Origin of the sequence: Candidatus Phyllobacterium onerii (assembly GCF_028331445.1) — a bacterium.
Lineage (GTDB): Bacteria > Pseudomonadota > Alphaproteobacteria > Rhizobiales > Rhizobiaceae > Phyllobacterium > Phyllobacterium onerii.
Genome location: NZ_JAQMHX010000004.1, coordinates 436,632 through 457,810 on the forward strand (window position 1 = coordinate 436,632; position 21,179 = coordinate 457,810).

The window sequence follows — 21,179 nt, forward strand, 5'->3', positions numbered from 1 at the left end:
CAGCACAAAATAGGCGTCTGATATAGGTCATGACGCGAATGCGGTAACTTTTTCGGGGCCGCAAACAGTGCGTTTTGCTGCACTGCACCAATCTCCACAATGCATAAAGAAGTGGCGGAGGAACGGGTTCCGCCCGTTCCATATCGCGCCTTTTTTCGATCGATCACGATATTGTTATGTCTGTAATTGCGTTGGTTGCATCATTTTGAACGGCGTGCGCTGAGGGATGGCGAGCAATCCTGCCGAATAATACAGGAGGAACGAACCGATCGTGTAAGGCTGTATGAAGTCGATCTCGAAGAACGAACGGATCAATAGCAGCAGTGCTATGCCGAACATCAGGTGTCCCTGCGGCGTATATCCTTCCGTCAACAGACGCCGCAGAAAACCGATCACCACACCCCCGAGGAGCAGGCTGATCAGAACAACGCCGACGTAGCCAAGTTCGACAAGCACTTCGATATAGGTATTGTGGAAATGAAATCCGGTACGTGCCGGGATGTAGAACTCGGCCCACAATCGCTCGGCCTCGGAGAAGCCTTGTACCCAGTAGGCCTGATAGCCAATGCCCATAAGCGGGGCCTCGCGAGAAGCTCTGAACCCTTCTTGCCAAAGATAGGTACGTCCGGTGAGAGTGGAATTCTTGCCGAAAGCGCCGAGTACCAGATCAATGGCGCCGGCATTGATAGCCACGGCAACGAGCACCAACGCTACGGCAACACCGACCAGAAAAAACGACCGGCGGTGCTTCGGCGAAAATTTCAATACAACGCCGACGATCAAGGTTGCGGTGAATATCGCAAGCGTTGCGATGACCGAGGTGGCCGAACTGGAGGCCACCAGGCAATAGGCAGACAGGAGGCCGCACACGACTGCGATGCATCGCCATGTTTTGCTGGTTTGCAACACGAAGAAACTGGCGAAGGCGAAATAGACACCGAGGGACGCAAAGAAGCCAAGCTGGTTCTTGGACGCGAACGCGCCGACGAAACTATAGGAACCGTCCAGCGCATCGTATTGGTATTGGCCAAAGCCAAGCGAATAAAGCAGGACCAGCGCGACACCCATGCTTACCCCGCTGGCAAAGGTTCGCGCGTCTATGATGCGGGATGCGATCAAGGCGCAGATTATCGTCGTCAAATATTGAATGCCGGCGCGCAGGGTGACTGGGGGCGCGGCCGACCATGAAAACGACATGCATGCGAAGAGGACGAAGGGCAATACCCAATAGAAACGTGCGTAGTTACCAATGACTTTTCGGTAGTCGACCAAAATCAGAGGCAACCACAGCCCGTAGAAAACAAGGATGGATAGAAAACCAAAGTTTGTCGAATAGGCAAAAACGAAGACCGATAAGCCTACGGCGAGCGTTCCGTACCAGAAATTCTTGCCTGGCTCGACGAGCAGGGATTTTGCAATTCTCATCGTGACGTCCGTATGGGAGCATTGTGTTTTTCTCTTGGACGGATTTCCATTTTTTGGTCGTCCAGAGAATGATTTGAGCTCTATCGCTTCCTTAAATTCGATACGGGAAACTGGCACTATCGGCGGAATTTGTAAAATTCAAAAAAACCGCAGCTGTTTTCTAAAAGCGTCAGATGCAGGGGTTTTCGTTATCTGGCTTGACAGGATCGAAACCGGAAACAACCATTACGTAACAAGTTTTGTCTACGACTCTGGTACGTTGTCGAGGGCGCCTTTGCGTTCCGGGGAAATGGGGTGAAAGATGGCACTATTCCGCTTCCGGACAAGAAATCCCGAGAGAGATCGTCTGTCGGATGCTACACGTTTCCTGAGTATCAAGCGGGCAATACGGGATGTCGTTGTCGAGACTGAACGTGAGCGCGACGGCTTTCGCCGCCGCTATGACGACGCTTCGGTCAATGCCGCATTTTCCTTCGAAAACATGGAAAACGAAGGCGAAACAGAAAAGGTGTCTGCGCAGGTGGATAATCTGACGCAGGCACTGACAAGGTTTTCCCAGCGCATCGATTTCCTGGAAAAACAGATGGCGTTCATGCAAGAAATGGACGAGGCCATAACGACGTTTGAGAATGCGAATGGCCTTGGCCGAGCGGAACCGGAGTCTGATTGAAGTCTCGCTTCCGATAGGGCGAATGCGTCCTTAAAAAGGCAAAGATTTCTGTGCCGAGATTGGCAACACTCGGTTAACTCATTGAATTTGAACTAGAAAGACATTGCTTTTTTCAGTTTTTTACGCGGTTGACAGCCGCCACGGCGCGTTGTGAAATGATGCAGTGCAGCAAAGATAATATGCACTCTTAGGATTATGTCCAACTTCGGCTTCTTGCTGATGCGCCTTTTCCCATAAAGAAAGGAAGATCGATGGTCGCCCCGATTTCATCCCGGATAGCACTCGCCAGCATGGCGCTTGGCCTTTGCTTGACACCCGTTCTCGCATTTGCCCAGGAGAAGCAGCCAGGAAAATCTTTCGTCGAAAACTTTGCCAGCCTGGACAAGAAGCGTTGGTACGTTTCGGATGGCTGGTCGAATGGCGCTCACCAGAATTGCACGTGGTCCAAGGGGCAGGTGGGTCTCAAGGACAACACCTTGACCCTCGGCTTTGCGCCTCAAAAAACCAAGGACCGCGACTATGTGTGCGGCGAGATCCAGACCAATGAGCGCTTCAGCTACGGTACCTATGAAGCACGCATCAAGGCCGCCGCGGGCTCAGGGCTCAACACCAGCTTTTTCGCCTATATCGGGCCCCAACAAAAGCAACCATGGGACGAAATCGACTTCGAGTTTCTTGGAAAGGACCCCTCCAGGGTTCAGTTGAATACCTATGTCGCCGGAAAGGGCGGACACGAGAAACTGGTCGGGGTGCCTGGTGGCGCAGACAGCAAGTATAATGACTATGCCTTCGTTTGGGAAAAGGATCGCCTGCGCTACTATGTGAATGGTCAATTGGTGCACACCGTCACCGATCCTTCGGCTCTGCCCACCCACCCGCAGAAGATATTCTTGAGCCTTTGGGCCAGCGACAAGATGAAGTCCTGGCTTGGAGCATTCAGTATGCCCAGCGCACCCGTTTCAGCCGAGTTTGGCCGCGTTGCGTTTACTGCACTGGGTGAGGCTTGCCAGTTCCCTGAATCAGTTGCGTGCTCGCTGGATTAATTTTTTCGATGGCAACATATCTACGCCCAATTCATTACGATAATGCCGCAGGGCTCATTATGGAACTTGCTGCAGTGAAGCAAAAATGTTGCACTGCAGTAAAAGCCATACTAAGTTCCCTATGCAGATCAATTGTGGGATGACCTCATGCTGCATGTCCTGTACCTCGTGCATGATCTGTCCGACCCTGCGGTCCGGCGCCGCGTGATCATGATGCAAGCCGGCGGCGCGACCGTCTCTGTTGCCGGTTTCACACGAAGCCGCGAACCGATTAGCGTGATTGCGTCAGTCGTTCCGATCGATCTAGGCAGAACGAGTGACGGCAAGTTTACCCAACGCGTCGCCGCTGTTGCACGCGCCGCGTTGACGCTCGGCTCGATGCTCAAGGGTGTTGCCCGACCGGACCTGATCATCGGACGCAACCTGGAAATGCTGGCGCTCGCCAATCGGGCGAAGGCTTTCTTTTCCGGTGACGTGCCAATTGTCTACGAATGCCTTGATATTCATCGGCTGCTTTTGCGCCGGGATATGGCAGGTAAGGCGCTGCGCTTCGTGGAACGAACGCTCAGCAACAATGCACAGCTTCTGGTCACGTCTTCGCCCGCATTCGTCAGGCAATATTTCGCACCCTTTGGCCAGATCAACTTGCCGGTCGAAGTGGTGGAGAACAAGGTTCTGGAACTCGGGCCTCAGGAAACGGAGGCCATAGACCGCGCGGGCAAGTCCAAGGACGAGCCTTGGAAGATTGGTTGGTTTGGTGCCTTGCGCTGCCGAACTTCGCTGGAGCTCCTGTCAGCGTTCTCGCGCAAGATGGAGGGCCGCGTTGAAATCGTTCTGAGGGGTCGCCCCGCCTATTCGGAGTTCGATGATTTCGACCGCTTTGTCGCCGATGAACCCTTCATGCAATTCCACGGCGCCTATGCAAATCCGGAAGATCTGCAGAAGATCTATGACGAGGTGCATTTTTCATGGGCTATCGATTTCTACGAGGCCGGACAAAATTCCAACTGGCTTCTGCCGAACCGGCTTTATGAAGGATGTCGCTATGGCTCTGTGCCTATAGCGATGCAAGGCACCGAAACATCGCTGTTTTTGCAAGAACGCGGCATCGGTTTCTCATTGGGTGAACCGACGGTCGAGGCTCTTGCAGCCCTGTTCGATGAAATGGATACCGATCGTTACGAACGCGCCTGTGAAAAAATCAAAGCACAGGAACGTTCGACCTGGGTGTTCGACCAGAGCGATTGCCGCGCACTGGTGGAACGTCTTGGGCGACTCACGCGTGCAAACGAGCAGGGCGCCGTACTTCCGGTCGCAGCTTGACCAGCCAGAATGCCGGATCGGCAAAAATGAAAACAGGAGAAGTGACACCAATGCCAAGTGCTACAAAAACGGATTTTGTCGGCCGTTGCATTGTTGTTGTGCCTTGCCTCAACGAGGCCGAGCACATTCGCGCGCTTCTTGAAAAACTGGGCGCCGAAGCTCGGCGTTTCGACTTGAAGATTATCGTTGCGGATGGCGGCAGCAGCGACGGAACGCAGCAGATCGTTGCGGAAATAATGCAGAACGATTCACGTGTCATTCTCCTGCACAATGAGAAACGCATCCAGAGCGCCGCAATCAATCTGGCGGTGGCGACCTATGGCGACGGCCACGACTATCTCATCCGCATTGACGCGCATGGAAAATACCCGGACGATTATTGCGAAAAACTACTCAATGAAGCGGCAGCTACGGGAGCCGATTCCGTCGTGGTCGGCATGGCGACCGAGGGGTTCGGGACCTTTCAAAAGGCGACAGCCCTCGCCCAAAATTCCAAACTCGGTAATGGCGGCGCGCGGCATCGCCATGGCGCGAAAGGCCACTGGACCGATCACGGCCATCATGCCCTGATGCGTATTTCGATGTTCCGCGAGGTTGGCGGTTACGACGAGGGCTTCACCCACAACGAGGACGCCGAGCTTGATTGCCGGCTGAAGGCTGCCGGTGCACGCATATGGATGACGGACAAGACCTTCATGGTCTACTATCCGCGGTCATCGGCATCGGCGCTGTTCAAGCAGTATCTCGGCTATGGGAGAGGCAGGGCAAAGAACCTCCTGAAACATCGGATGATTCCGAAGGTTCGTCAGGCGCTTCCCCTTATGGTCCTTCCCGTCGTAGCTGGCGTTTTTCTCGCTGCCCTCAACTGGTGGGCAGCGGTACCGGCTGTACTATGGATGACAATCTGCCTGGGCTATGGCGTGTGGCTGGCCGTCGGCGAACGTAATCCTTACGGTCCGTTGGCATCCGTATCAGCGATGATCATGCATCTCGCCTGGTCCACGGGTTTCTGGCTGCAACTGTTCGATTCGCGCAGACGGGGGGATACGCCCTGATGACCGGCTCGAGCAATCAATCCGGTGCAGGCGAGACCTGGATCGACATTTGTGTCTGTACATATCGTCGTGAGGAGCTGAGAGCCACCCTGCTATCGCTGGGCCAAATGACGTTGCCGGAAAAATGCCGCATACGCGTTGTCGTCGCCGACAATGATTTCGAGCCCAGCGCCAAAGACCGGGTTGCCAATGTTGCACCGGAACTTCCGTTTGAAGTGCGTTACATCCATAGCCCGGCAGCAAACATATCATTGGCTCGCAATGCCTGCCTCGACGCCAGCACCGGCGACTATGTCGCCTTCATCGACGACGACGAAACGGCGTCGGAGGGTTGGATACAAGATCTGCTGACCACGGCACGCGATACGAATGCCGATGCCGTGCTCGGACCCGTACAAGCATCGTACGCGAGCGATGCGCCACGCTGGATGAGCAAAGGTGATTTCCATTCAACGTTTCCGGTATGGGTACGCGGGGAAATTCTCACCGGCTATACATGCAACGTCCTGTTGCGCCGCTCCTCGACATTCATCGGGAACCGGCGTTTCAGTTTGGCGCTGGGACGAACCGGCGGTGAAGACACACAATATTTCACGGAAATTCACGAAGCGGGCGGCAGGATTTCATATGCCCCTCAAGCCTGGGTTTTCGAACCGGTGCCACAGGGCCGGGCCAAATTTTTGTGGCTTTGCAAGCGGCGCTTCCGGGTCGGTCAGACGCATGGGCGGATGCTCAGGAGTGGATCAACCGGCATGAAACGCGCCGCGCAGATAGTGCTTGCGGGTGCAAAGGCGGCTTTTTGCGTGTCTATGGCACTCGTGACGGCCTTTTCTGCTACCCGGCGCAACCGATGGTTCCTGCGCGGCATTATGCATGTGGGTGTCGTCAGCGGCCTGATAGGCATCCGCGAGATCGAGCAATATGGAGAGGTAGCGATGGTGCCAGCGAGGAGAGATAAATCCCGTGCAGCCTGATGTCACCTTCATTATCGCCGCCTATAACGCCGCGGACACGATCCAGCGCGCAATAGAAAGCGCGCTCGCACAGCATGGAGTGAGCGTGGAAGTCATAGTCGTCGATGACAGGTCGGCCGACAACACCGCCGCTATCGCCGGTTCGTTGGCGGATGAGCGGGTTCACGTCGTCACGCTGGAAAGCAATGGCGGTCCGGGTTGCGCTCGCAACGCCGCCCTTGCCCTCGCGAAGGGCCGCTGGATCGCGGTGCTCGACTCCGACGACACGGTGTTTCCTGACCGCATCGCGGCGATGATAACGCGCGCGGAGAATACAGGGGCGAACTCCGCTGTGGACAATATCGAAGTGATAAAGGACGGCGAGACAAAGGGCGAGACGATGTTTCCCGTCCATTATCTTGCGAAAGTCCCCGAGATTTCACTGGCGGATTTCATAGCTTCGAACCTCGTTTTCGTGACGACCTTCAATTTCGGCTACATGAAGCCGATTTTTGAGCGCCGGTTCGTCGAGACGCATGGTCTGCGTTACGAAGAGAACCTGCGCATCGGCGAAGACTATATCTTCCTCGCCTCCATTCTGGCGAAGGGCGGAAAATGCGTCGTGGAGCCATCAGTCGGATATGCCTATCGTGTGCGTCCCGGCTCTATTTCGCGCGTCCTCGAAACGCATCATATCATCGCCATGTTAGAGGCGGACAAGACATTCCTGGCAAAATTCGAACTCGGTGCTGAGGCTAAGGCTGCCCAGGCGCGACGGACGCGCAGCCTGGAGGAAGCCAAATCCTTCCTCTCTCTCGTCGGTCATATTAAACGCAGATCGATCAGCGGGATTATCGAGGTGGTATTGAAGGACCCTGCGGCGCTTCGCCATCTCTCTATGCCTATTGGAATACGTCTCAGGCGCTTGATCCCGTCCTAAAGGCAGGCAGGCCCAGTCAATTTTTTATACGAACGCAACAATCGGCGGTAACATGCATCAAGGCAATCAACTCTTTAATGTTCGGCTGGCGGGAAGCCCGGAAGGGCAAGCCCACTCCGATAATTTCATTGACCTCGAGCACTTGATGACTATCGCCCGGCGGCAGGCAAAAACAGTCGCCATAACCGCTGCCGTGGGTCTGTCACTCGGCCTCATTTACATCATCGCCGCCAAACCAGGATATACGGCAGCGACCAGCATTTTGCTCGACGACAATCTTGGCAAATTCGCTGATGAACCTTCGCCTGCACCTGCCAATATGCAGACAGACACAACAATTCTCAGCCAGATCGCGATTCTGAAGTCGGCTGAGCTTGCGGAAAAGGTGGTGAGAAAGGAGAAGCTTGACGAGAACGATGGGTTTATGAACCCGCCGCGCTCCATTTTCGCAACCGCCATTTCCACAATGCGGTCCATCGTCGGGCTATTCGGGAGCAGCAAACCGGCCAATACGGATGGCCTGTCCGCTGCGGACCTCAAAGTTGAATATGCGGCATCGCTCCTGCAGTCCAACGTGGATGTCCAAAGGCAAGGACGCAGCTTTGTCATCGATCTCACCTATACGTCAGACGACGCGGAACTCGCCGGAAGAATTGCGAAGGCCTATGCAGACGTCTATCTCTCGGATCAGCTGGACGCTAACTTCGATGCGACGCAAAGGGCGACCGTCTGGCTTCAGGGCCGCTTGAATGAACTGAAGGAAAGTTCGCAGGCAGCAGCCCTCGAGACCGAGCGCTTCCGGGCCGCCAATGGTCTGACAGCGGCGAAGGGAGCGCTGGTTTCCGAGCAGCAACTCTCTGATATCAATAGCCAGCTGATCTTGGCCCAGGCGGACACCGCACGGGCGCGAGCCCTCTACAATCAATATAAGTCGATATTGGCCTCGGGTCCCGAGGGCGCTGTCAACAATGCGGCTGTTGTATCGGACCAGAGCGGCACCTCGGTAATAGGAACCCTGAGGGCGCGCTATCTGACGATCACCAAGCGCGAGCAGGAAATCGTCAGCCGTTTCGGCCAGGATCATCCGCAAGCCGTCAGTCTTCGCACCGAGCAGCAGGACGTCTCCCGGCAGATTTTCCAGGAACTCCAGCAAATAACCGAAAGCTACCGCAATCAATATGAGGCTGCGCAGTCGCGCGAGACATCCCTGCGGGAAGGTTTGGACAATGCCACCGGAAAAACGTCCGTGGCAAACGAAGCGCTGGTCCATTTGAGGGATCTGGAACAGAATGCCCAGGCGCTGACCAATCTCTATCAAACCTATCTCGGCCGCTATCAGGAAGCGTCACAGCAGCAGTCCTTCCCGATCGCCAAGGCGCGCGTGATCTCGGTTGCATCGACGCCGACGGATCCATCGAGCCCGAAAAAGAAGCTCGCCCTCGCAGCCTCCCTGTTGCTCGGCCTTTTTGCCGGCGCTGGCATTGGCGCATGGCGTGAATACCGTGAGCGCTTTTTCCGGGTTGGCGAAGATGTCCGCTCGCTCCTCGGCGTCAAGTTCCTTGGCTTTGTGCCAAAACTCGAGGGTATAACAGAGGCCAAGAGAGCGCCTGTGGCATTGGAGGGACAAGCCGCCCCGCCTGCCGCCCGTACCAATATAATCCGCTTGGCTGTCGATAACCCGTCTTCGCAATTTGCCGAAACATTGCGGAACGTCAAAATCGCTGCGGACGTTGTGCTGCAGGGCAAGGAAAGCAAGGTCATCGGTGTCGTCTCCGTTTTGCCGCACGAAGGCAAAACCACGATTGCCGCAAATTTTGCGGGATTGCTGGCCGCAAAGGGGGCCAAGACGCTGCTCATCGATGGCGATCTACGCAATCCAGGGCTTTCCCGCGCCCTGTCGCTTTCAACCCAACGAGGCCTCGTGAAGGCGGTCATGGATGGTCAGCCTTGGCAGAATTCCGTCAAGGTCGAGAACAAGACCAAGCTGGCCATCATTCCAACAGTGCTTCATCGGAATCTGCGTCACACCAGCGAGATCCTTTCAAGTCCAGGCATGAAGAAACTGCTGGATGAAGCGCGCACTGTGTTCGACTATATTGTCATCGACCTTCCGCCTCTTGGTCCGGTCGTCGATGCCAAGGCCTTCGCGCCAATGGCCGATGGTTTCGTCATGGTGGCAGAGTGGGGTGTCACGCCTCGCGCACTCGTCAAGTCCGTGCTACAGGCGGAGGCGGAAATCGCGCCGAAGATTCTCGGACTGGTCCTCAACAAGGTCGATATGAAGCGGCTTGCAAAGTACAGCTCTTACGGAAGCACTGAGCATTTCATGGAGCGATACTCAAGCTACTATCTCGATACGCCACGAATGCCCCCAACCAAAACATAGAGCCCTTACGTCGTGAACACGCGGCCCTTCTTCTGCCAGAGCCGCAACGCACTCAGTTTGCCTGTGGAGAAGGCCCCGGTATCGAGATTGAACCGCCTGCCTTCCTGGCGCGGGGTTTCTATCGGCGTGTGGCCGTGAACGACCCATTGCCGAAGCAGATGGGCGTTTTCAAAGAATTCACTGCGGATGGAAACAAGGTCGTCGTCCTTTTGATCTTTAACCGAAAGGGAAGGCCTTATACCGGCATGTGCGAACAGGAAGCTTCCGGCGTTGATCATGATTGGCAAGGATCTCAGAAACTGTTTATGCCGGTGGGGAATTGAAGCGCGGATGGTGTCATCGAGCATTTGGGGCGTACGGTGGATCATTCTCAGACGCTCCACGTCAATGCCGTAGGAAAGCAATGTCGAGTTGGCTCCCATGTGCCACCACCCCGATAGAGAGAGCCGCTTTTCCAGATAATCGAGCATGGCGATATCGTGATTGCCGGTCAGGCATATGCGCTGGAAATCGGCATGCGGCTTGTGGAGCAGGTGCTCGATAACCTGGGCGGAGGCAGGCCCGCGATCGACATAGTCTCCCAGCATGATGATGAGCTTTTTGCCGGGCAACCCAGCCGCGTCTTCAGTGATCATGCTTTCCAGTTCAAGCAGCTGATCATAGCAACCGTGCACATCGCCGATCGTGTAAACGGCCGTCTCCGAGATATCGATCGAAAGACGGCGCCTTGCGACCCGCGGAACGGGCCTGTCGGACCTCAACAGCCGAAGAAGTGTCTTCAATACTGGTTCCCCGCTCATTAGGTCCTGACCCTTAGCCAGCTATTACGATACGTATAAGCGAGTGTGGTGTCCAAGCTGGATGTGTCATCGTAGTCGTTCGAAAATATGACGCTGAAAACAATGGCTTATAACGAATAAACGCGTTCAAATGCAATCTCTCCGGGCAAGCGGCACGAGATGTATCATTCGTAGGGTTAATTGGCTATTTTGGGGCGGGCGGTAGAGCTGCGGGCGCCCGCGGAAATCATGGCGCCCACAACAAGCTGTTCCGTTTAAAGGTTTTTCTCACTGGCAGGCTGAGATTTCACAGCACCTGCTATCGCCGGTTTCAAGATTGCGCGTTCGAGTGGCCCCGCCAGGGATTCGGCGTAGGCGGTGGCAATATGGTGACGATCCCGGAACATCAACTTTCCATCGATCGTGGCATGGCACAGCGTGTCGCTGCAGAAAAATGATGTCATATCGACATATGATGCATTCTGGATGCTGCTCACGATGCCTTTTTCAATTTTTGCATCACCCTCATTGAGCGCCGCAGCGCGCGGCGTATCGCAGATCGACGGGTCTCTGCCTTGCCAGAGTGCGCGCGCCACACATTTGTCCAAATACGCTTTGTGCGTTGGGACATCGCGCAGGAAAACGACCTTGATGCCTGCGTCGACAAGCGGCTGTATCGTTGACTTTATCCCGTCAGCCCATTGTCGCCTGCGCGGCGAGAGTTCGGACGAGTCACTGATCTCCTCATTGAGATGACTTATCGAAAGCTGCGAGATGATAACGAGCTGGGGTCTCATTGCGATCATTTCCTTGATCGCCAAATCTCTCCACTCATCGCACTCGGTGTAATCGCGTTTGAGTTTGATGGACCATGTGGTGACCCGCGTCGCCCGGCACGACGATTTGAGGTACGTAACGAGGCGGATATCGTCTTTCTTGGCGATGTCGATGAGAGGCGTCGACCAGTGATCGGCATGGGAGTCACCGAAAAGCACGATCGTTTGACTGGAAGATTGCGACCCGAATATGCAAGGCTTCGGCTTGACCGTCTCGAGATCGAGCACGCAGCTTTCATCCGTTGCGCGCACCGTGGACGGGCGTTCCGCTGTCTCGGCAATCATGCGCTGCTGCGACGTGATATTGTGCTTTGCGAGTGTGGCGCTTGCATAGCCAACCGTCACGCCCGTCATCGTCAGCAGTGCGGCGAAGGCGAGGGAACGGCGCGTGCTGGCCATAAGCCATGCATTCCTGCGTATCGGATTTTCAACGAAATGATAGCTGAAAATCGACAATGCAAGGGTCAGCAGCATGAGCAGGATACGCTGCACGCTGGTCAGATCAGGTACCAGCATCGCCGCGTAGACAATGACCGGCCAATGCCAAAGGTAGAGTGAATACGACAGCTTTCCCACCCACTGAGCGGGCTTGACCGCGAGCAGGGCCTTTGGGCCGTAGGCGCTTTGATGCACGCCGCCAAGCAGCACCATTACAGTTCCCAGGGCAGGTACCAGTGCAATAAAGCCAGGAAAGGCATCCTGCTCGGATACGCGCAAATAGGCTGCGATGATCAAGGCAAGGCCAATCCAGCCCATCGCCGGCGAATAGGGAAACCGCTTGGCCCAATTGTTCAACAACGCCATGGAGGCAAGGCCTCCGATCGCAAATTCCCAAGCTCGAAGAGGTGAAAAATAGAACGCCCAAGGCTGTGAAACGACCGTCAGCCATGCACAAAGCGCAAACGAAATAGCGGCGACGGCTGCCATCAGCAGAAACACACCATGTTTACCCGGACGTATCCGGGTGAACAGCAGGAGAAGCGCGGGCCAGGCGAGATAGAACTGTTCCTCGACTGAGAGCGACCAGAAATGAATGAACGGATTATTCGTGGCGTCGACAGCGAAATAGTCGAGAGACCAACGGATAAGCCAAAGGTTGATTATATACGTCGAAGCGAACAGTGCTCCCTTGGAATAAAGCTGCTGCTCGGACGGCGCGAGGATAAAATATCCAGCGACAAGGGTAACGAGAATGACGAACAGCGAGGCCGGAAGCAGTCGACGTGCCCGCCGCGCATAGAACGTCCAAAGATTGACCGTGCCGTGCTTGGCGATTTCCTGCTGAAGATGTTGGGTAATAAGATAGCCGGATATGACGAAAAAGATATCGACGCCGACAAAACCTCCAGGCAGTCCAGAATACCCGAAGTGGAAGGCGATCACTCCGGAAACTGCGAGGGCACGTAGCCCTTCAATGTCCGGGCGAAACGATTTTGATGCGGTGACGGCGCTCATGGGCTTGTCGAAACTCCCAATTTGGGGAAATCTTCTACCGGGCAGCATAGGTTAATTTTGACGCGTTGCAACAATTTTGGTGCGGCGCAATATTCTGTCCGGCTGAATTGGATGGTCAGGCGATGGTGCCCGTCCGGCGAAGGATGACGTTTTCTCCGTCATCAAAAGCGAAATCCCCACGCTGGCGCAGGAATTCATCCGTTGCGGTCCGGCAGCCACCGTAGTCGTGGTAGTCATCGATCAAAATGACGCCGTTCTGGCTCAACCGGTCCGCTACCTTGTTCAGGCAATACATGACCGGATCGTACCAGTCGCAATCGATATGGGCGAAGGCCATTCGTTCCATTTTGGCGTTCGGCATTGTGTTTTCGAACAGCCCCTTGTGCAAATCGACGTTAGAGCTGTCGACATCGAGGCCATACTTGGCAAAAGACCGGCAGACATCGTCATAGAGATTGTCGCGATATCCGTAATATTCGTCGCCGCCGAGCCCCGAGGACTTTCCGCTCGCGATCTTCTCGTAGCGGTCCTTCGATTTCACGTCGTCCTTTTCCGAGATGGGAGGAGGGATCATGCCGAAAACGTCGAAGCCATGGAAGCTCCGCCCTTGGCTCGTGGCCGTCGTGGCGAGAACGATCGCGCTTCCGCCAAGGGCAACGCCGAACTCTGCCACATCGCCGGGCACCCGCCGCTTCTGGATCTCGCTCAACGCGCCTTCAAGGCGCCTCAGCTTCCGTGATGACAGGTATGTAAGTCGGTCCCGCCGGACCGATCGCGCCGTGTTGCTCAAAAGGGATTCGTCAATCACACGGCGGGCACGCCCGACAATAGCATGCATTCTAGAGCGGCTTGTGATCATATTGAAACATCCTGCCGGAGGGAATTTGGTTCAAGGTCGAGGGGGTTGGCGAGGCCGATGCTTTTCCATCGGACGAAGCCGAAGCCCGATGGATTTGGAGCAAATTCACCCGGCCCACTGATCGAACCGCGTTTCTGCGAAACGCGGATAATTCGATCAGCGGGGTTAACAGCTTGTTGGTTTGCAAGCGCAAACCAACGGCTGGGTTTCCGGCTGGCGGCCAACCACTTTGTCAGGCGGCGTCGGACGATGGAAGGGCATCGACCTCGCCACCTTCCGCGTGGATTGTCTCGCCATCCGAGAAACAGGATTGGTCCAATATGGTCACAAACCGCTCTAGCCATTACGTTCTCCTTCGGGGTGTGTGCCCAGTGCTCGAATCGTCTGCTCGCTTATGCGCCGCCGCATCACTAGCAATCGGTTGTGGTGATTGCATGACGACGGGTTAAAGGGCTGCTAGCGAAAGAGTCGGGCCGAAATTTGACCCTCGGTCCGCAAAGGAGAACTGTGAGGCGAAATGAAGCTAATGGCGACGTTTTGCCACCACTTCCCGCAGACTAGTCGTCGAACTTCTCGTCCGGATAGGCGCCCCAGATGTCCGACTGACGCATCCAGCCGCTGGCGCCACTGAATACGACACGGCAAAAATTGCCATTGCAAGTCTTGAGGCTCCCGAGAACGCCGGGCTGCACCTTGGCGACAACGCTCGCCTTATCGTCGGCACTGCGATAAACGTTCAGCATCGCGCCATCCTTGTCGCGCTGCCAAGGCGCGGTCATTGCCGTGCGCTTGCCAGACAGCAGCGACTGATAGACCCAGCCCTCCGTGCCCTCCGAATCCCGGATGCGTCGCCAATTGTCATATTCCTGCACGATCTCGACCGGGAGGCCGGATTTGAGAAACAGCCAGGTCACGGCGTAATCGCGGCCGGGCCCGACGCGCAAATTGACGCGCCCCGGCTTCAGGCTGACGAAACGCGGCAGCGGCAAGCCGCTCGGGCCTATCTGCGCCGCAGCGGCGGCTCGCGCCAGCGTCGGCATGCCCAGCGGAATTGCCAAAACGATCGCAGCCGCAAAAGCAAAAAGGCGAAAATTTCGAATATTCAACAAGTCAGTCCTTCATCGTCCCGGGTTTGCAACCGCCAAATTGCGGCCGAATGGAGAACGATCCCTATTTTTCTTTGTCTTCTGTACGCCGCCTTGATAGACAGGTGCAGAACGCCACGAGCAATTGCAGTTTGCAATGACTTGGTTAAAGAGGTCTCAATGCGTCGCGAATTGGGAGGGGAATATTGGTGAGCAAAAAGCCTCTGGTCGTCATCACCCGCAAATTGCCGGATTCCGTCGAGACGCGCATGCGCGAACTCTTCGAGGCACGGCTTAACGTCGATGACCGGCGGTTGACGAAGGCGGAACTGATCGAGGCTGTCAGCCACGCCAACGTTCTTGTGCCGACCATTACCGACCATATCACCGAAGAAATTATTAGCGCGGCCGGTCCCAATCTCAAGCTGATCGCCAATTTCGGCAATGGCACCGACAATATCGACGTCGTGGCCGCCGCCAAACGCGGCATAACTGTTACCAACACACCCAATGTCCTGACCGAGGACACGGCGGACATGACCATGGCCTTGATGCTGGCGGTTCCGCGGCGCCTCGTCGAGGGGGCCTCGATCCTGCTCGACGATGGCAAATGGGAAGGTTGGGGACCGACGTGGATGCTTGGCCGCCGCATCTGGGGCAAGCGTCTCGGCATTGTCGGCATGGGCCGGATCGGCACCGCCGTGGCCCGACGCGCCAAAGCGTTTGGCCTGTCGATCCATTATCACAATCGCAAGCCGGTGAGCCCGAAGACCGAAGAGGAGTTGGAGGCGACCTATTGGGAAAGTCTCGATCAGATGCTGGCTCGCATGGACATCATTTCGGTCAACTGTCCCTCGACACCCGCGACGTTCCATCTGCTTTCTGCCCGGCGACTTGCGCTGTTGCAGCCGACGGCATTTGTGGTCAATACAGCGCGCGGTCAGATCATCGACGAGCATGCGCTGGTTGAGTTGCTGGAACATGGCAAGCTTTCGGGGGCGGCGCTGGACGTGTTCGAGCACGAGCCGGCTGTCAACTCCAAGTTGCGCAAGCTTGCCAGGCAAGGCAAGGTCGTGATCCTGCCGCATATGGGTTCGGCAACCCTCGAGGGCCGCATCGACATGGGCGAGAAGGTGATCATCAACATCCGCACGTTCATCGATGGGCATCGCCCGCCCGACCGGGTCCTGCCCCGAGACCGGTGACAATCCACCCTGACGGCCATCTGATGCGGTTTTCTGCGCTTCCGGTGCTCACGGACGAACAAGTCCGCTGCGCTCCGGTTCTCGAAAAACCACACCAGTTGGACTCGTCAGGCTGAATTCTCAAACGGTCTCGCAACGCCTAGCTCGGTGTAATTGAACCGTCACTGCCAATTGCCAGCTTTGTATCCACGAACTCTCCAAATTTAGCGCGATCCAGCCGTAATGCCATTGGCGTTACGTGGCCCATCTCCTGCGCAACGATGAGGCCCAGCAACAGGATCGCGTCGGGTTCATGCAGCACGAGCGCGGCGGGTGCGAGACCTGCGCTGACCAGTTCCAGCAGCACGGCGGCAGCCGAGGACGAGCCGATGGTGCCGGGCAGGCACAGCACCTTGCCGCTGATCGAAACGCCATGCTGCGGATGGCGCACATCCGCAATCAGCCCGGTCTTCGGATTGACGCCGCCCCAGAAGCTGATCGGGGCGGTGAGCACAAGGGCAGGCGCTTCGGTCGGTTGACCCGCGACGAGGATTTCCGCCTTCATGCCGCGGCCTCAAATATCGGGCGGCCGAGAACGGCGCTTTCCACGCATTCGGCCATGGAACCATAGATGACGCCATAGCCGGTATTGCCCGGTGCATAATGCGCGAACTTGCCGGAATTGGTCATCAGCACAGCGCCTGCTATATCCGGCAGGATGGGCGTGACCACGACGCAGGTGTCCGCGACGATGACGACGCCTGCGGCTTCCAGCGCCTCGCGGCGGCCATTTTTCTCCAGCGCGGCAAGCGTATGACGGCCGGTGCAGGCATAAAGCGTAAGCTTGAGCTTACGCTTTCCGATCAACGCTTCCAGCCGGTCGAACTCCGCGATTGAGAGATGCGGGCTGCCAATGGCGACGGCGTCGATACGGTCCATGTCATGCGCGGTGGAGAGGCGGCGGCGCGAATCCGCGATCATCTCCGCTGTCACCTTGATCACAGCTTGCGGTGGCTGGTGATGCAGGGCGGTTGCAAGGACCGGCGCTTCCGGGGTGACGCCCGCGACATGGAACAGGCCCACGGCGCCTGCCGAAGCGGAAGCCGCCCCGAATGCCTTCAGTGCATCCTCGCCGGGGTGGGCGGCAATGCCCGCAACGACGCCGACCGCATCGCCGATCTCGCGGCCGTAAAGACTGCCGAGGATCGGCCACGCGACCTCCGAGCCGAGAAATGCCGGATCGAGACCAGACACATCGAAAACCACCGTAGCGCGGCGGTTTTCCGGCCGGTGCAGGCCGTAATAGGGGGCAAAGCCGGATATGGCGCAGGCGATATCGAGAAAATCGCCATAGCGGTTGGTGTGCGCGCCGAGCACGGAATTGCAGAACACCACGGCATTACTCTCGCCCCAGGCAACGTCACTGCCGAGCGCCGGACGGTGCCCGGCCTGATAGGGCGCGCAGGTCCAGCTTGGCTCGCAGCCGAGGGTGCGATAGGCATCCATCATACGCCGTGCCATGCCGCGCTCACGGGTTGGCAGGCGGTTGTTCGAGCAGCCGGTGAGATCGAGCGAGCCGACATTCAGCGTCGCGCGCACCGCAACCTTGCCGCCGCCGAGGGCCAGCTTTTCCGCAAACAGCGTGCCGCTATCGCCGTGATAGAGTGCGCCGTCGATATGGGCCGAGGCGATCGGGATGAGGGATGGCGCACCCATCAGCCGCGCGGTGGCGGCGACGATGCGCATGGCCATCGCGGCACCTTCCCCGCGCACGCCATTGGCAATCGCCTGCTGTTCGGCGGAAAGCACGAGCGCCACCGCTCAGGCCTTGCGCGCTTTATACTTGATGGTTTCGAAGCGCGAGGTCAGCGCATCATAAAGCAGCAGCTTCCCGATGAGCGGTTCGCCAATACCGGTAATGAGCTTGATCACCTCGGTCGCCTGCAGGGTGCCGATGACGCCGGGGAGGACGCCGAGCACACCGGCTTCGGCGCAGGCGGGCAGAAGCCCGGGCGGCGGCGGATTGGGGAAGAGATCGCGGTAGGACGGGTTCGGCTCGCCCGCCGCATTCACCGCATATGGCATCAGCGTCGTCACCGAGCCGTCGAAGCGCCCGAGCGCCGCCGAAACCAGCGGCCGCTTTTGTTCAAGGCAAGTGTCCGCCAGCATATAGCGCGTATCGAAATTATCCGAGCCATCGACGACGATGTGATAGCGGCTGACGAGATCCGCCACATTGTCCGGCGCGATGCGCAGCTCATGCGCCTCGACCGTCACATGCGGGTTGATCGCGGCAATGGCGCGCGCCGCGCTCTCCACCTTGGGTGCGCCGACAAGCTCGGTGGAATGGATGATCTGCCGCTGCAAATTCGACAGCGACACGCGGTCGTCATCGACAATGCCGAGCGTGCCGACGCCCGAAGCCGCCAGATATTGCAGCACAGGCGCACCGAGCCCGCCGGCACCGACGACAAGCACGCGGGCGCGCTTCAGCTTTTGCTGGCCGGGCCCGCCCACCTCGCCAAGGATGATATGGCGGGCATAGCGCTCGATTTCGGAAGAGGTGAGGGGCGTGATCTGCTGTTCGGTCATGACGCTGTTTTATCTCTCCCCTTGTGGGAGAGAAAGGATTTTCTTGGATTTGGCCTCTTTGGTAAATCCTTAGAAAATCCAAGTGAGGGGGTAGTATAGTTATTGCAAATCCCCTCTCTGGCGATTTCTAGCACTTAGCTAAGGAAGCTAAGATGCGGAAATCGCTACCGGGGCGAGCCACGGGTCTCGCCCGCCTTCGGCCCCCCACAAGGGGGGAGATAGGTGGTGCTAGGCAAGAAATTTCAGTCCGCCGATACCGGCAACGATCAGCCCGATGCAGACGAGGCGCACAACCGTCGCCGGTTCGCCGAAGATATACATGCCGAGCAGCGCCGTGCCGACCGTGCCGATGCCGGTCCATACCGCATAGGCGCTGCCGACGGGCAGATCGCGCAACGCAAGGCCAAGCAGAACGACGCTGATGACCATGCTGCCGGCGGTAAGAACAGACGGGGTGAGTTTGGTAAAACCATCGGAATATTTGAGCCCGATGGCCCAGCCGATTTCGAAGAGACCGGCGAGAATGAGAATAATCCAGGCCATGACGACCATCCTTTAATGTTCGATCGGGCCGTCCCGGATTTGTCTGGAAACGCTTGGGAAGCGTGGAGGCCGTCCTCCACTGATTTATGTAAGGATCAGGGGAGGAATTGGCAAGGAGGCGAGGGGCTGAGTAATTTTGAGGGTTAGGTGGGAGGGGATTGAAGGGGGGAGCTGGAGAGTTGAAGGAAATTGCTATGCGAACCGTCGGACGCTGTTAGTCAGGTGATTGCGCGCTACCAACTAGCCGGCATTAGCCCCAACTACGCCTATTTATCTGCCGACCTGACGCGCTGCAAAATCGAACCAGGCTGAAATATTCGATTTACCGTTTTGCAGTACATAATCGTAGCTCAACGCCCCTTGTGAAAGCGGTGCTACGTAGCCAACCGCAGCAGAGCACAAGTATCTTGGTAAACTGACGGCATGTGTATAATCTTGGTAGCGCCACCACCCGCCATCTCGCCATTCGAATAGGCGATAGGTGCCATCCTCCATTGTTCCGAGGGCCATACCGGACAGTGGATCAGGACCTTGTGGATGGGGAGCACGGTCCTTGTGATGGTTAAGGCCGTTGACTTGTATGGTCAACAGACCCTTATTGTCTACGATGGCGCGGGCGATCTCGTATCGAACCCATGGTCGCGACCAAGTATGGGTTCCTGCTAATACGCAGATAACAGAGGAGTCTTGTACGCCTTCGCGAATGAGCTGTTTAAGCGACTCCCGGTTGGTACGTTGGCTGCTTTCCCAGAGGCTCCAGTCGTAAAACGACTGCGGAACCGCCAAAACCTTCGCCTTAAATTGCTCAGTGTGGCGGACGTTGTTGACCCGCATCACGTCGTCGTAGTGGAAAGAGAAAAACACATTTCGACGCGTTAGTTTGGTGGGCGGAAATGCGGCGGGTTGGATCAAAGAACCCAAACTCAACAATCCGCCCGCATTGCCTGACGGAATGCCGTTGAGCATACTGCCAAGTAAACTCAGATTATTAAGTGTAGATGGTGAACGTGGAGCCAATAGTTCTGCAAGGCTCGCGCTATGGGAAGATTTGGGGTAATTGGTCAGTGCTTCAATAAGAGCTCGATTATAACGTACAGCGTCATTGGACTTGTCTAGAAATAGGCCGCCCATCTACATTTGCTCCATTTTTGTCACTCGCTCCTCCCCAAGCAAATGATGCGATCAGCAATAATATCATAATAACAGCTGCATATGGAAACAGAACCGATTGGGTAAACGCTATTTTCAGTGGAGACGCAACCGCGGTTCGATAAGAGCGCCAGTCCATAAGAAATGCCTCAACAGGTTGGTCTGTTCTGACCAAATCATAGAGGTGACGGTAAGCACGTTCGATATGCAAATAACGAGCATTCAACCACCAGAAGATCACGATCGGAAATGTTCCGACAACTGCTAGCCAAGGCGTTATACCTCCGGCAGTTTGGCCAAGTGCGATAATGGCGGCTGCAACGGCAATCGCCAACGTCTTCAAATTTTGCGCGTCAGAAGCCATCCGGCCTATCACGCCTTGGATCATTTGCAGATGGGCTATTTTCTGATCGAGCGCATTGTTCGCCATAGCTAAGACAACACAAGATAGAGCGTCATGGCGGCATTTTTCGCGGCGCAGATGTTTTTGGCGCAGAAAGCCGGAATATCCGTGGGGTCATTCACAGCATTATTTCCTTTACGCGAGCGGCGCCTAGAATCACTTTAATGAGCAAGTATATCCAAAATCGGCTCCTTTTTGCAGTGGCTGAGAGCACTCCGCGTAGTGGAGCACTCATCGTCGCCCCCATCGGCGACGAAGCTTAGACCGTGGGTTCGACATGAGGGACGTGGTGCGCTCCCTGAAGTGCCACAACCACTCCGTCATCAACTCTGTTGAAGATAGCAATCTCTGATCCTTGCATTGAGAGTTACGATAATCTTACGCATGACGGCCGCGAGGACGAGGATTGGCTTTTTGCCGGCAGCGACGAGGCGTTTGTAGAAGGAAGCAAACTCTCCCCGTCCTCGCGCTGCCTGCATTGCGGGCATGAACAGGATTG

19 protein-coding genes are annotated in these 21,179 nt (G+C 56.5%); 8 read left to right on the plus strand and 11 right to left on the minus strand.

From position 1 onward, the window contains the following. Positions 1-174: 174 nt before the first annotated feature. Complete coding sequence (locus PHA01_RS12440; RefSeq protein ID WP_271895880.1) at positions 175-1,425, minus strand: O-antigen ligase family protein; 1,251 nt, start codon at positions 1,423-1,425, stop codon at positions 175-177. Between the two features lie 301 nt (positions 1,426-1,726). Here PHA01_RS12440 and PHA01_RS12445 point away from each other — a divergent pair, with 301 nt between their 5' ends. From PHA01_RS12445 to PHA01_RS12475, 7 genes are all read left to right on the plus strand, one after another. Further along, positions 1,727-2,095 carry a hypothetical protein gene (locus tag PHA01_RS12445; protein ID WP_271895882.1) on the plus strand — a complete coding sequence of 123 codons (369 nt, stop codon included), beginning with the start codon at positions 1,727-1,729 and terminating at the stop codon, positions 2,093-2,095. Between the two features lie 251 nt (positions 2,096-2,346). Then, the gene (gene exoK, locus PHA01_RS12450; protein WP_271895883.1) at positions 2,347-3,138 is read left to right on the plus strand and encodes an endo-1,3-1,4-beta-glycanase ExoK; all 792 of its coding nucleotides are present in this window, start codon (positions 2,347-2,349) and stop codon (positions 3,136-3,138) included. Between the two features lie 147 nt (positions 3,139-3,285). Continuing rightward, entirely contained in the window at positions 3,286-4,461 is a 1,176-nt protein-coding gene (locus PHA01_RS12455; RefSeq protein ID WP_271895885.1) for a glycosyltransferase, read from the plus strand. 50 nt (positions 4,462-4,511) lie between these two features. After that, positions 4,512-5,516 (plus strand): glycosyltransferase family 2 protein, encoded by a 1,005-nt coding sequence (locus PHA01_RS12460; RefSeq protein ID WP_271895887.1) that lies wholly within the window; start codon positions 4,512-4,514, stop codon positions 5,514-5,516. Further along, complete coding sequence (locus PHA01_RS12465; protein WP_271895889.1) at positions 5,516-6,490, plus strand: glycosyltransferase family 2 protein; 975 nt, start codon at positions 5,516-5,518, stop codon at positions 6,488-6,490. The genes PHA01_RS12460 and PHA01_RS12465 overlap by 1 nt, the downstream gene beginning before the upstream one ends. Next, positions 6,480-7,409, plus strand: a complete 930-nt coding sequence (locus PHA01_RS12470; RefSeq protein WP_271895891.1) for a glycosyltransferase family 2 protein — start codon at positions 6,480-6,482, stop codon at positions 7,407-7,409. Before PHA01_RS12465 ends, PHA01_RS12470 begins: the two co-directional genes overlap by 11 nt. Positions 7,410-7,461: 52 nt before the next feature. Beyond that, on the plus strand, positions 7,462-9,795 hold the full coding sequence (locus tag PHA01_RS12475; protein ID WP_271895892.1) for a polysaccharide biosynthesis tyrosine autokinase: 2,334 nt from the start codon (positions 7,462-7,464) through the stop codon (positions 9,793-9,795). 5 nt (positions 9,796-9,800) lie between these two features. On the opposite strand, the gene PHA01_RS12480 is transcribed toward PHA01_RS12475, so the two are convergent. The 4 genes from PHA01_RS12480 to PHA01_RS12495 form a co-directional block, all read right to left on the minus strand. Further along, complete coding sequence (locus PHA01_RS12480; protein WP_271895894.1) at positions 9,801-10,577, minus strand: metallophosphoesterase; 777 nt, start codon at positions 10,575-10,577, stop codon at positions 9,801-9,803. Positions 10,578-10,849: 272 nt separating this feature from the next. After that, on the minus strand, positions 10,850-12,865 hold the full coding sequence (locus PHA01_RS12485; RefSeq protein WP_271895896.1) for an acyltransferase family protein: 2,016 nt from the start codon (positions 12,863-12,865) through the stop codon (positions 10,850-10,852). A 115-nt stretch (positions 12,866-12,980) separates the two neighbouring features. After that, a complete protein-coding gene (locus tag PHA01_RS12490; protein ID WP_271895898.1) occupies positions 12,981-13,724 on the minus strand; it encodes a TylF/MycF/NovP-related O-methyltransferase in 744 nt (247 codons plus the stop codon). A gap of 557 nt (positions 13,725-14,281) precedes the next feature. Next, complete coding sequence (locus PHA01_RS12495; protein WP_271895960.1) at positions 14,282-14,764, minus strand: SH3 domain-containing protein; 483 nt, start codon at positions 14,762-14,764, stop codon at positions 14,282-14,284. A gap of 248 nt (positions 14,765-15,012) precedes the next feature. Between PHA01_RS12495 and PHA01_RS12500 the strand changes: the two genes are divergently transcribed. Then, positions 15,013-16,014, plus strand: coding sequence for a 2-hydroxyacid dehydrogenase (locus PHA01_RS12500; protein ID WP_271895963.1), 1,002 nt, complete (start codon positions 15,013-15,015; stop codon positions 16,012-16,014). A gap of 139 nt (positions 16,015-16,153) precedes the next feature. Here the strand turns inward: PHA01_RS12500 and PHA01_RS12505 are convergent, their stop codons facing one another. The 6 genes from PHA01_RS12505 to PHA01_RS12530 form a co-directional block, all read right to left on the minus strand. Continuing rightward, positions 16,154-16,558 carry an aconitase X swivel domain-containing protein gene (locus PHA01_RS12505; RefSeq protein ID WP_271895900.1) on the minus strand — a complete coding sequence of 135 codons (405 nt, stop codon included), beginning with the start codon at positions 16,556-16,558 and terminating at the stop codon, positions 16,154-16,156. Continuing rightward, positions 16,555-17,802: an aconitase X catalytic domain-containing protein gene (locus PHA01_RS12510; protein ID WP_334312018.1), complete on the minus strand. Its 1,248-nt coding sequence runs from the start codon at positions 17,800-17,802 to the stop codon at positions 16,555-16,557. The genes PHA01_RS12505 and PHA01_RS12510 overlap by 4 nt, the downstream gene beginning before the upstream one ends. Before the next feature lie 12 nt (positions 17,803-17,814). After that, entirely contained in the window at positions 17,815-18,585 is a 771-nt protein-coding gene (locus PHA01_RS12515) for a molybdopterin-synthase adenylyltransferase MoeB (protein ID WP_271895904.1), read from the minus strand. Between the two features lie 228 nt (positions 18,586-18,813). Further along, positions 18,814-19,128 carry a quaternary ammonium compound efflux SMR transporter SugE gene (sugE, locus tag PHA01_RS12520; protein WP_112526822.1) on the minus strand — a complete coding sequence of 105 codons (315 nt, stop codon included), beginning with the start codon at positions 19,126-19,128 and terminating at the stop codon, positions 18,814-18,816. Positions 19,129-19,398: 270 nt separating this feature from the next. After that, positions 19,399-20,259, minus strand: a complete 861-nt coding sequence (locus tag PHA01_RS12525; protein WP_271895907.1) for a TIR domain-containing protein — start codon at positions 20,257-20,259, stop codon at positions 19,399-19,401. Next, positions 20,228-20,707, minus strand: a complete 480-nt coding sequence (locus PHA01_RS12530) for a hypothetical protein (protein WP_271895909.1) — start codon at positions 20,705-20,707, stop codon at positions 20,228-20,230. The genes PHA01_RS12525 and PHA01_RS12530 overlap by 32 nt, the downstream gene beginning before the upstream one ends. Positions 20,708-21,179 lie beyond the last annotated feature (472 nt).

Excerpts from the sequence above, each read along its gene's own strand:
- PHA01_RS12440 (WP_271895880.1), bottom strand. The coding sequence starts at position 1,425 with ATGAGAATTGCAAAATCCCTGCTCGTCGAGCCAGGCAAGAATTTCTGG.
- PHA01_RS12445 (WP_271895882.1), top strand. The coding sequence starts at position 1,727 with ATGGCACTATTCCGCTTCCGGACAAGAAATCCCGAGAGAGATCGTCTG.
- exoK (WP_271895883.1), top strand. The coding sequence starts at position 2,347 with ATGGTCGCCCCGATTTCATCCCGGATAGCACTCGCCAGCATGGCGCTT.
- PHA01_RS12455 (WP_271895885.1), top strand. The coding sequence starts at position 3,286 with ATGCTGCATGTCCTGTACCTCGTGCATGATCTGTCCGACCCTGCGGTC.
- PHA01_RS12460 (WP_271895887.1), top strand. The coding sequence starts at position 4,512 with ATGCCAAGTGCTACAAAAACGGATTTTGTCGGCCGTTGCATTGTTGTT.
- PHA01_RS12465 (WP_271895889.1), top strand. The coding sequence starts at position 5,516 with ATGACCGGCTCGAGCAATCAATCCGGTGCAGGCGAGACCTGGATCGAC.
- PHA01_RS12475 (WP_271895892.1), top strand. The coding sequence starts at position 7,462 with ATGCATCAAGGCAATCAACTCTTTAATGTTCGGCTGGCGGGAAGCCCG.
- PHA01_RS12485 (WP_271895896.1), bottom strand. The coding sequence starts at position 12,865 with ATGAGCGCCGTCACCGCATCAAAATCGTTTCGCCCGGACATTGAAGGG.
- PHA01_RS12490 (WP_271895898.1), bottom strand. The coding sequence starts at position 13,724 with ATGATCACAAGCCGCTCTAGAATGCATGCTATTGTCGGGCGTGCCCGC.
- PHA01_RS12495 (WP_271895960.1), bottom strand. The coding sequence starts at position 14,764 with ATGCCGACGCTGGCGCGAGCCGCCGCTGCGGCGCAGATAGGCCCGAGC.
- PHA01_RS12505 (WP_271895900.1), bottom strand. The coding sequence starts at position 16,558 with ATGAAGGCGGAAATCCTCGTCGCGGGTCAACCGACCGAAGCGCCTGCC.
- PHA01_RS12515 (WP_271895904.1), bottom strand. The coding sequence starts at position 18,585 with ATGACCGAACAGCAGATCACGCCCCTCACCTCTTCCGAAATCGAGCGC.
- sugE (WP_112526822.1), bottom strand. The coding sequence starts at position 19,128 with ATGGCCTGGATTATTCTCATTCTCGCCGGTCTCTTCGAAATCGGCTGG.
- PHA01_RS12525 (WP_271895907.1), bottom strand. The coding sequence starts at position 20,259 with ATGGGCGGCCTATTTCTAGACAAGTCCAATGACGCTGTACGTTATAAT.
- PHA01_RS12530 (WP_271895909.1), bottom strand. The coding sequence starts at position 20,707 with ATGGCGAACAATGCGCTCGATCAGAAAATAGCCCATCTGCAAATGATC.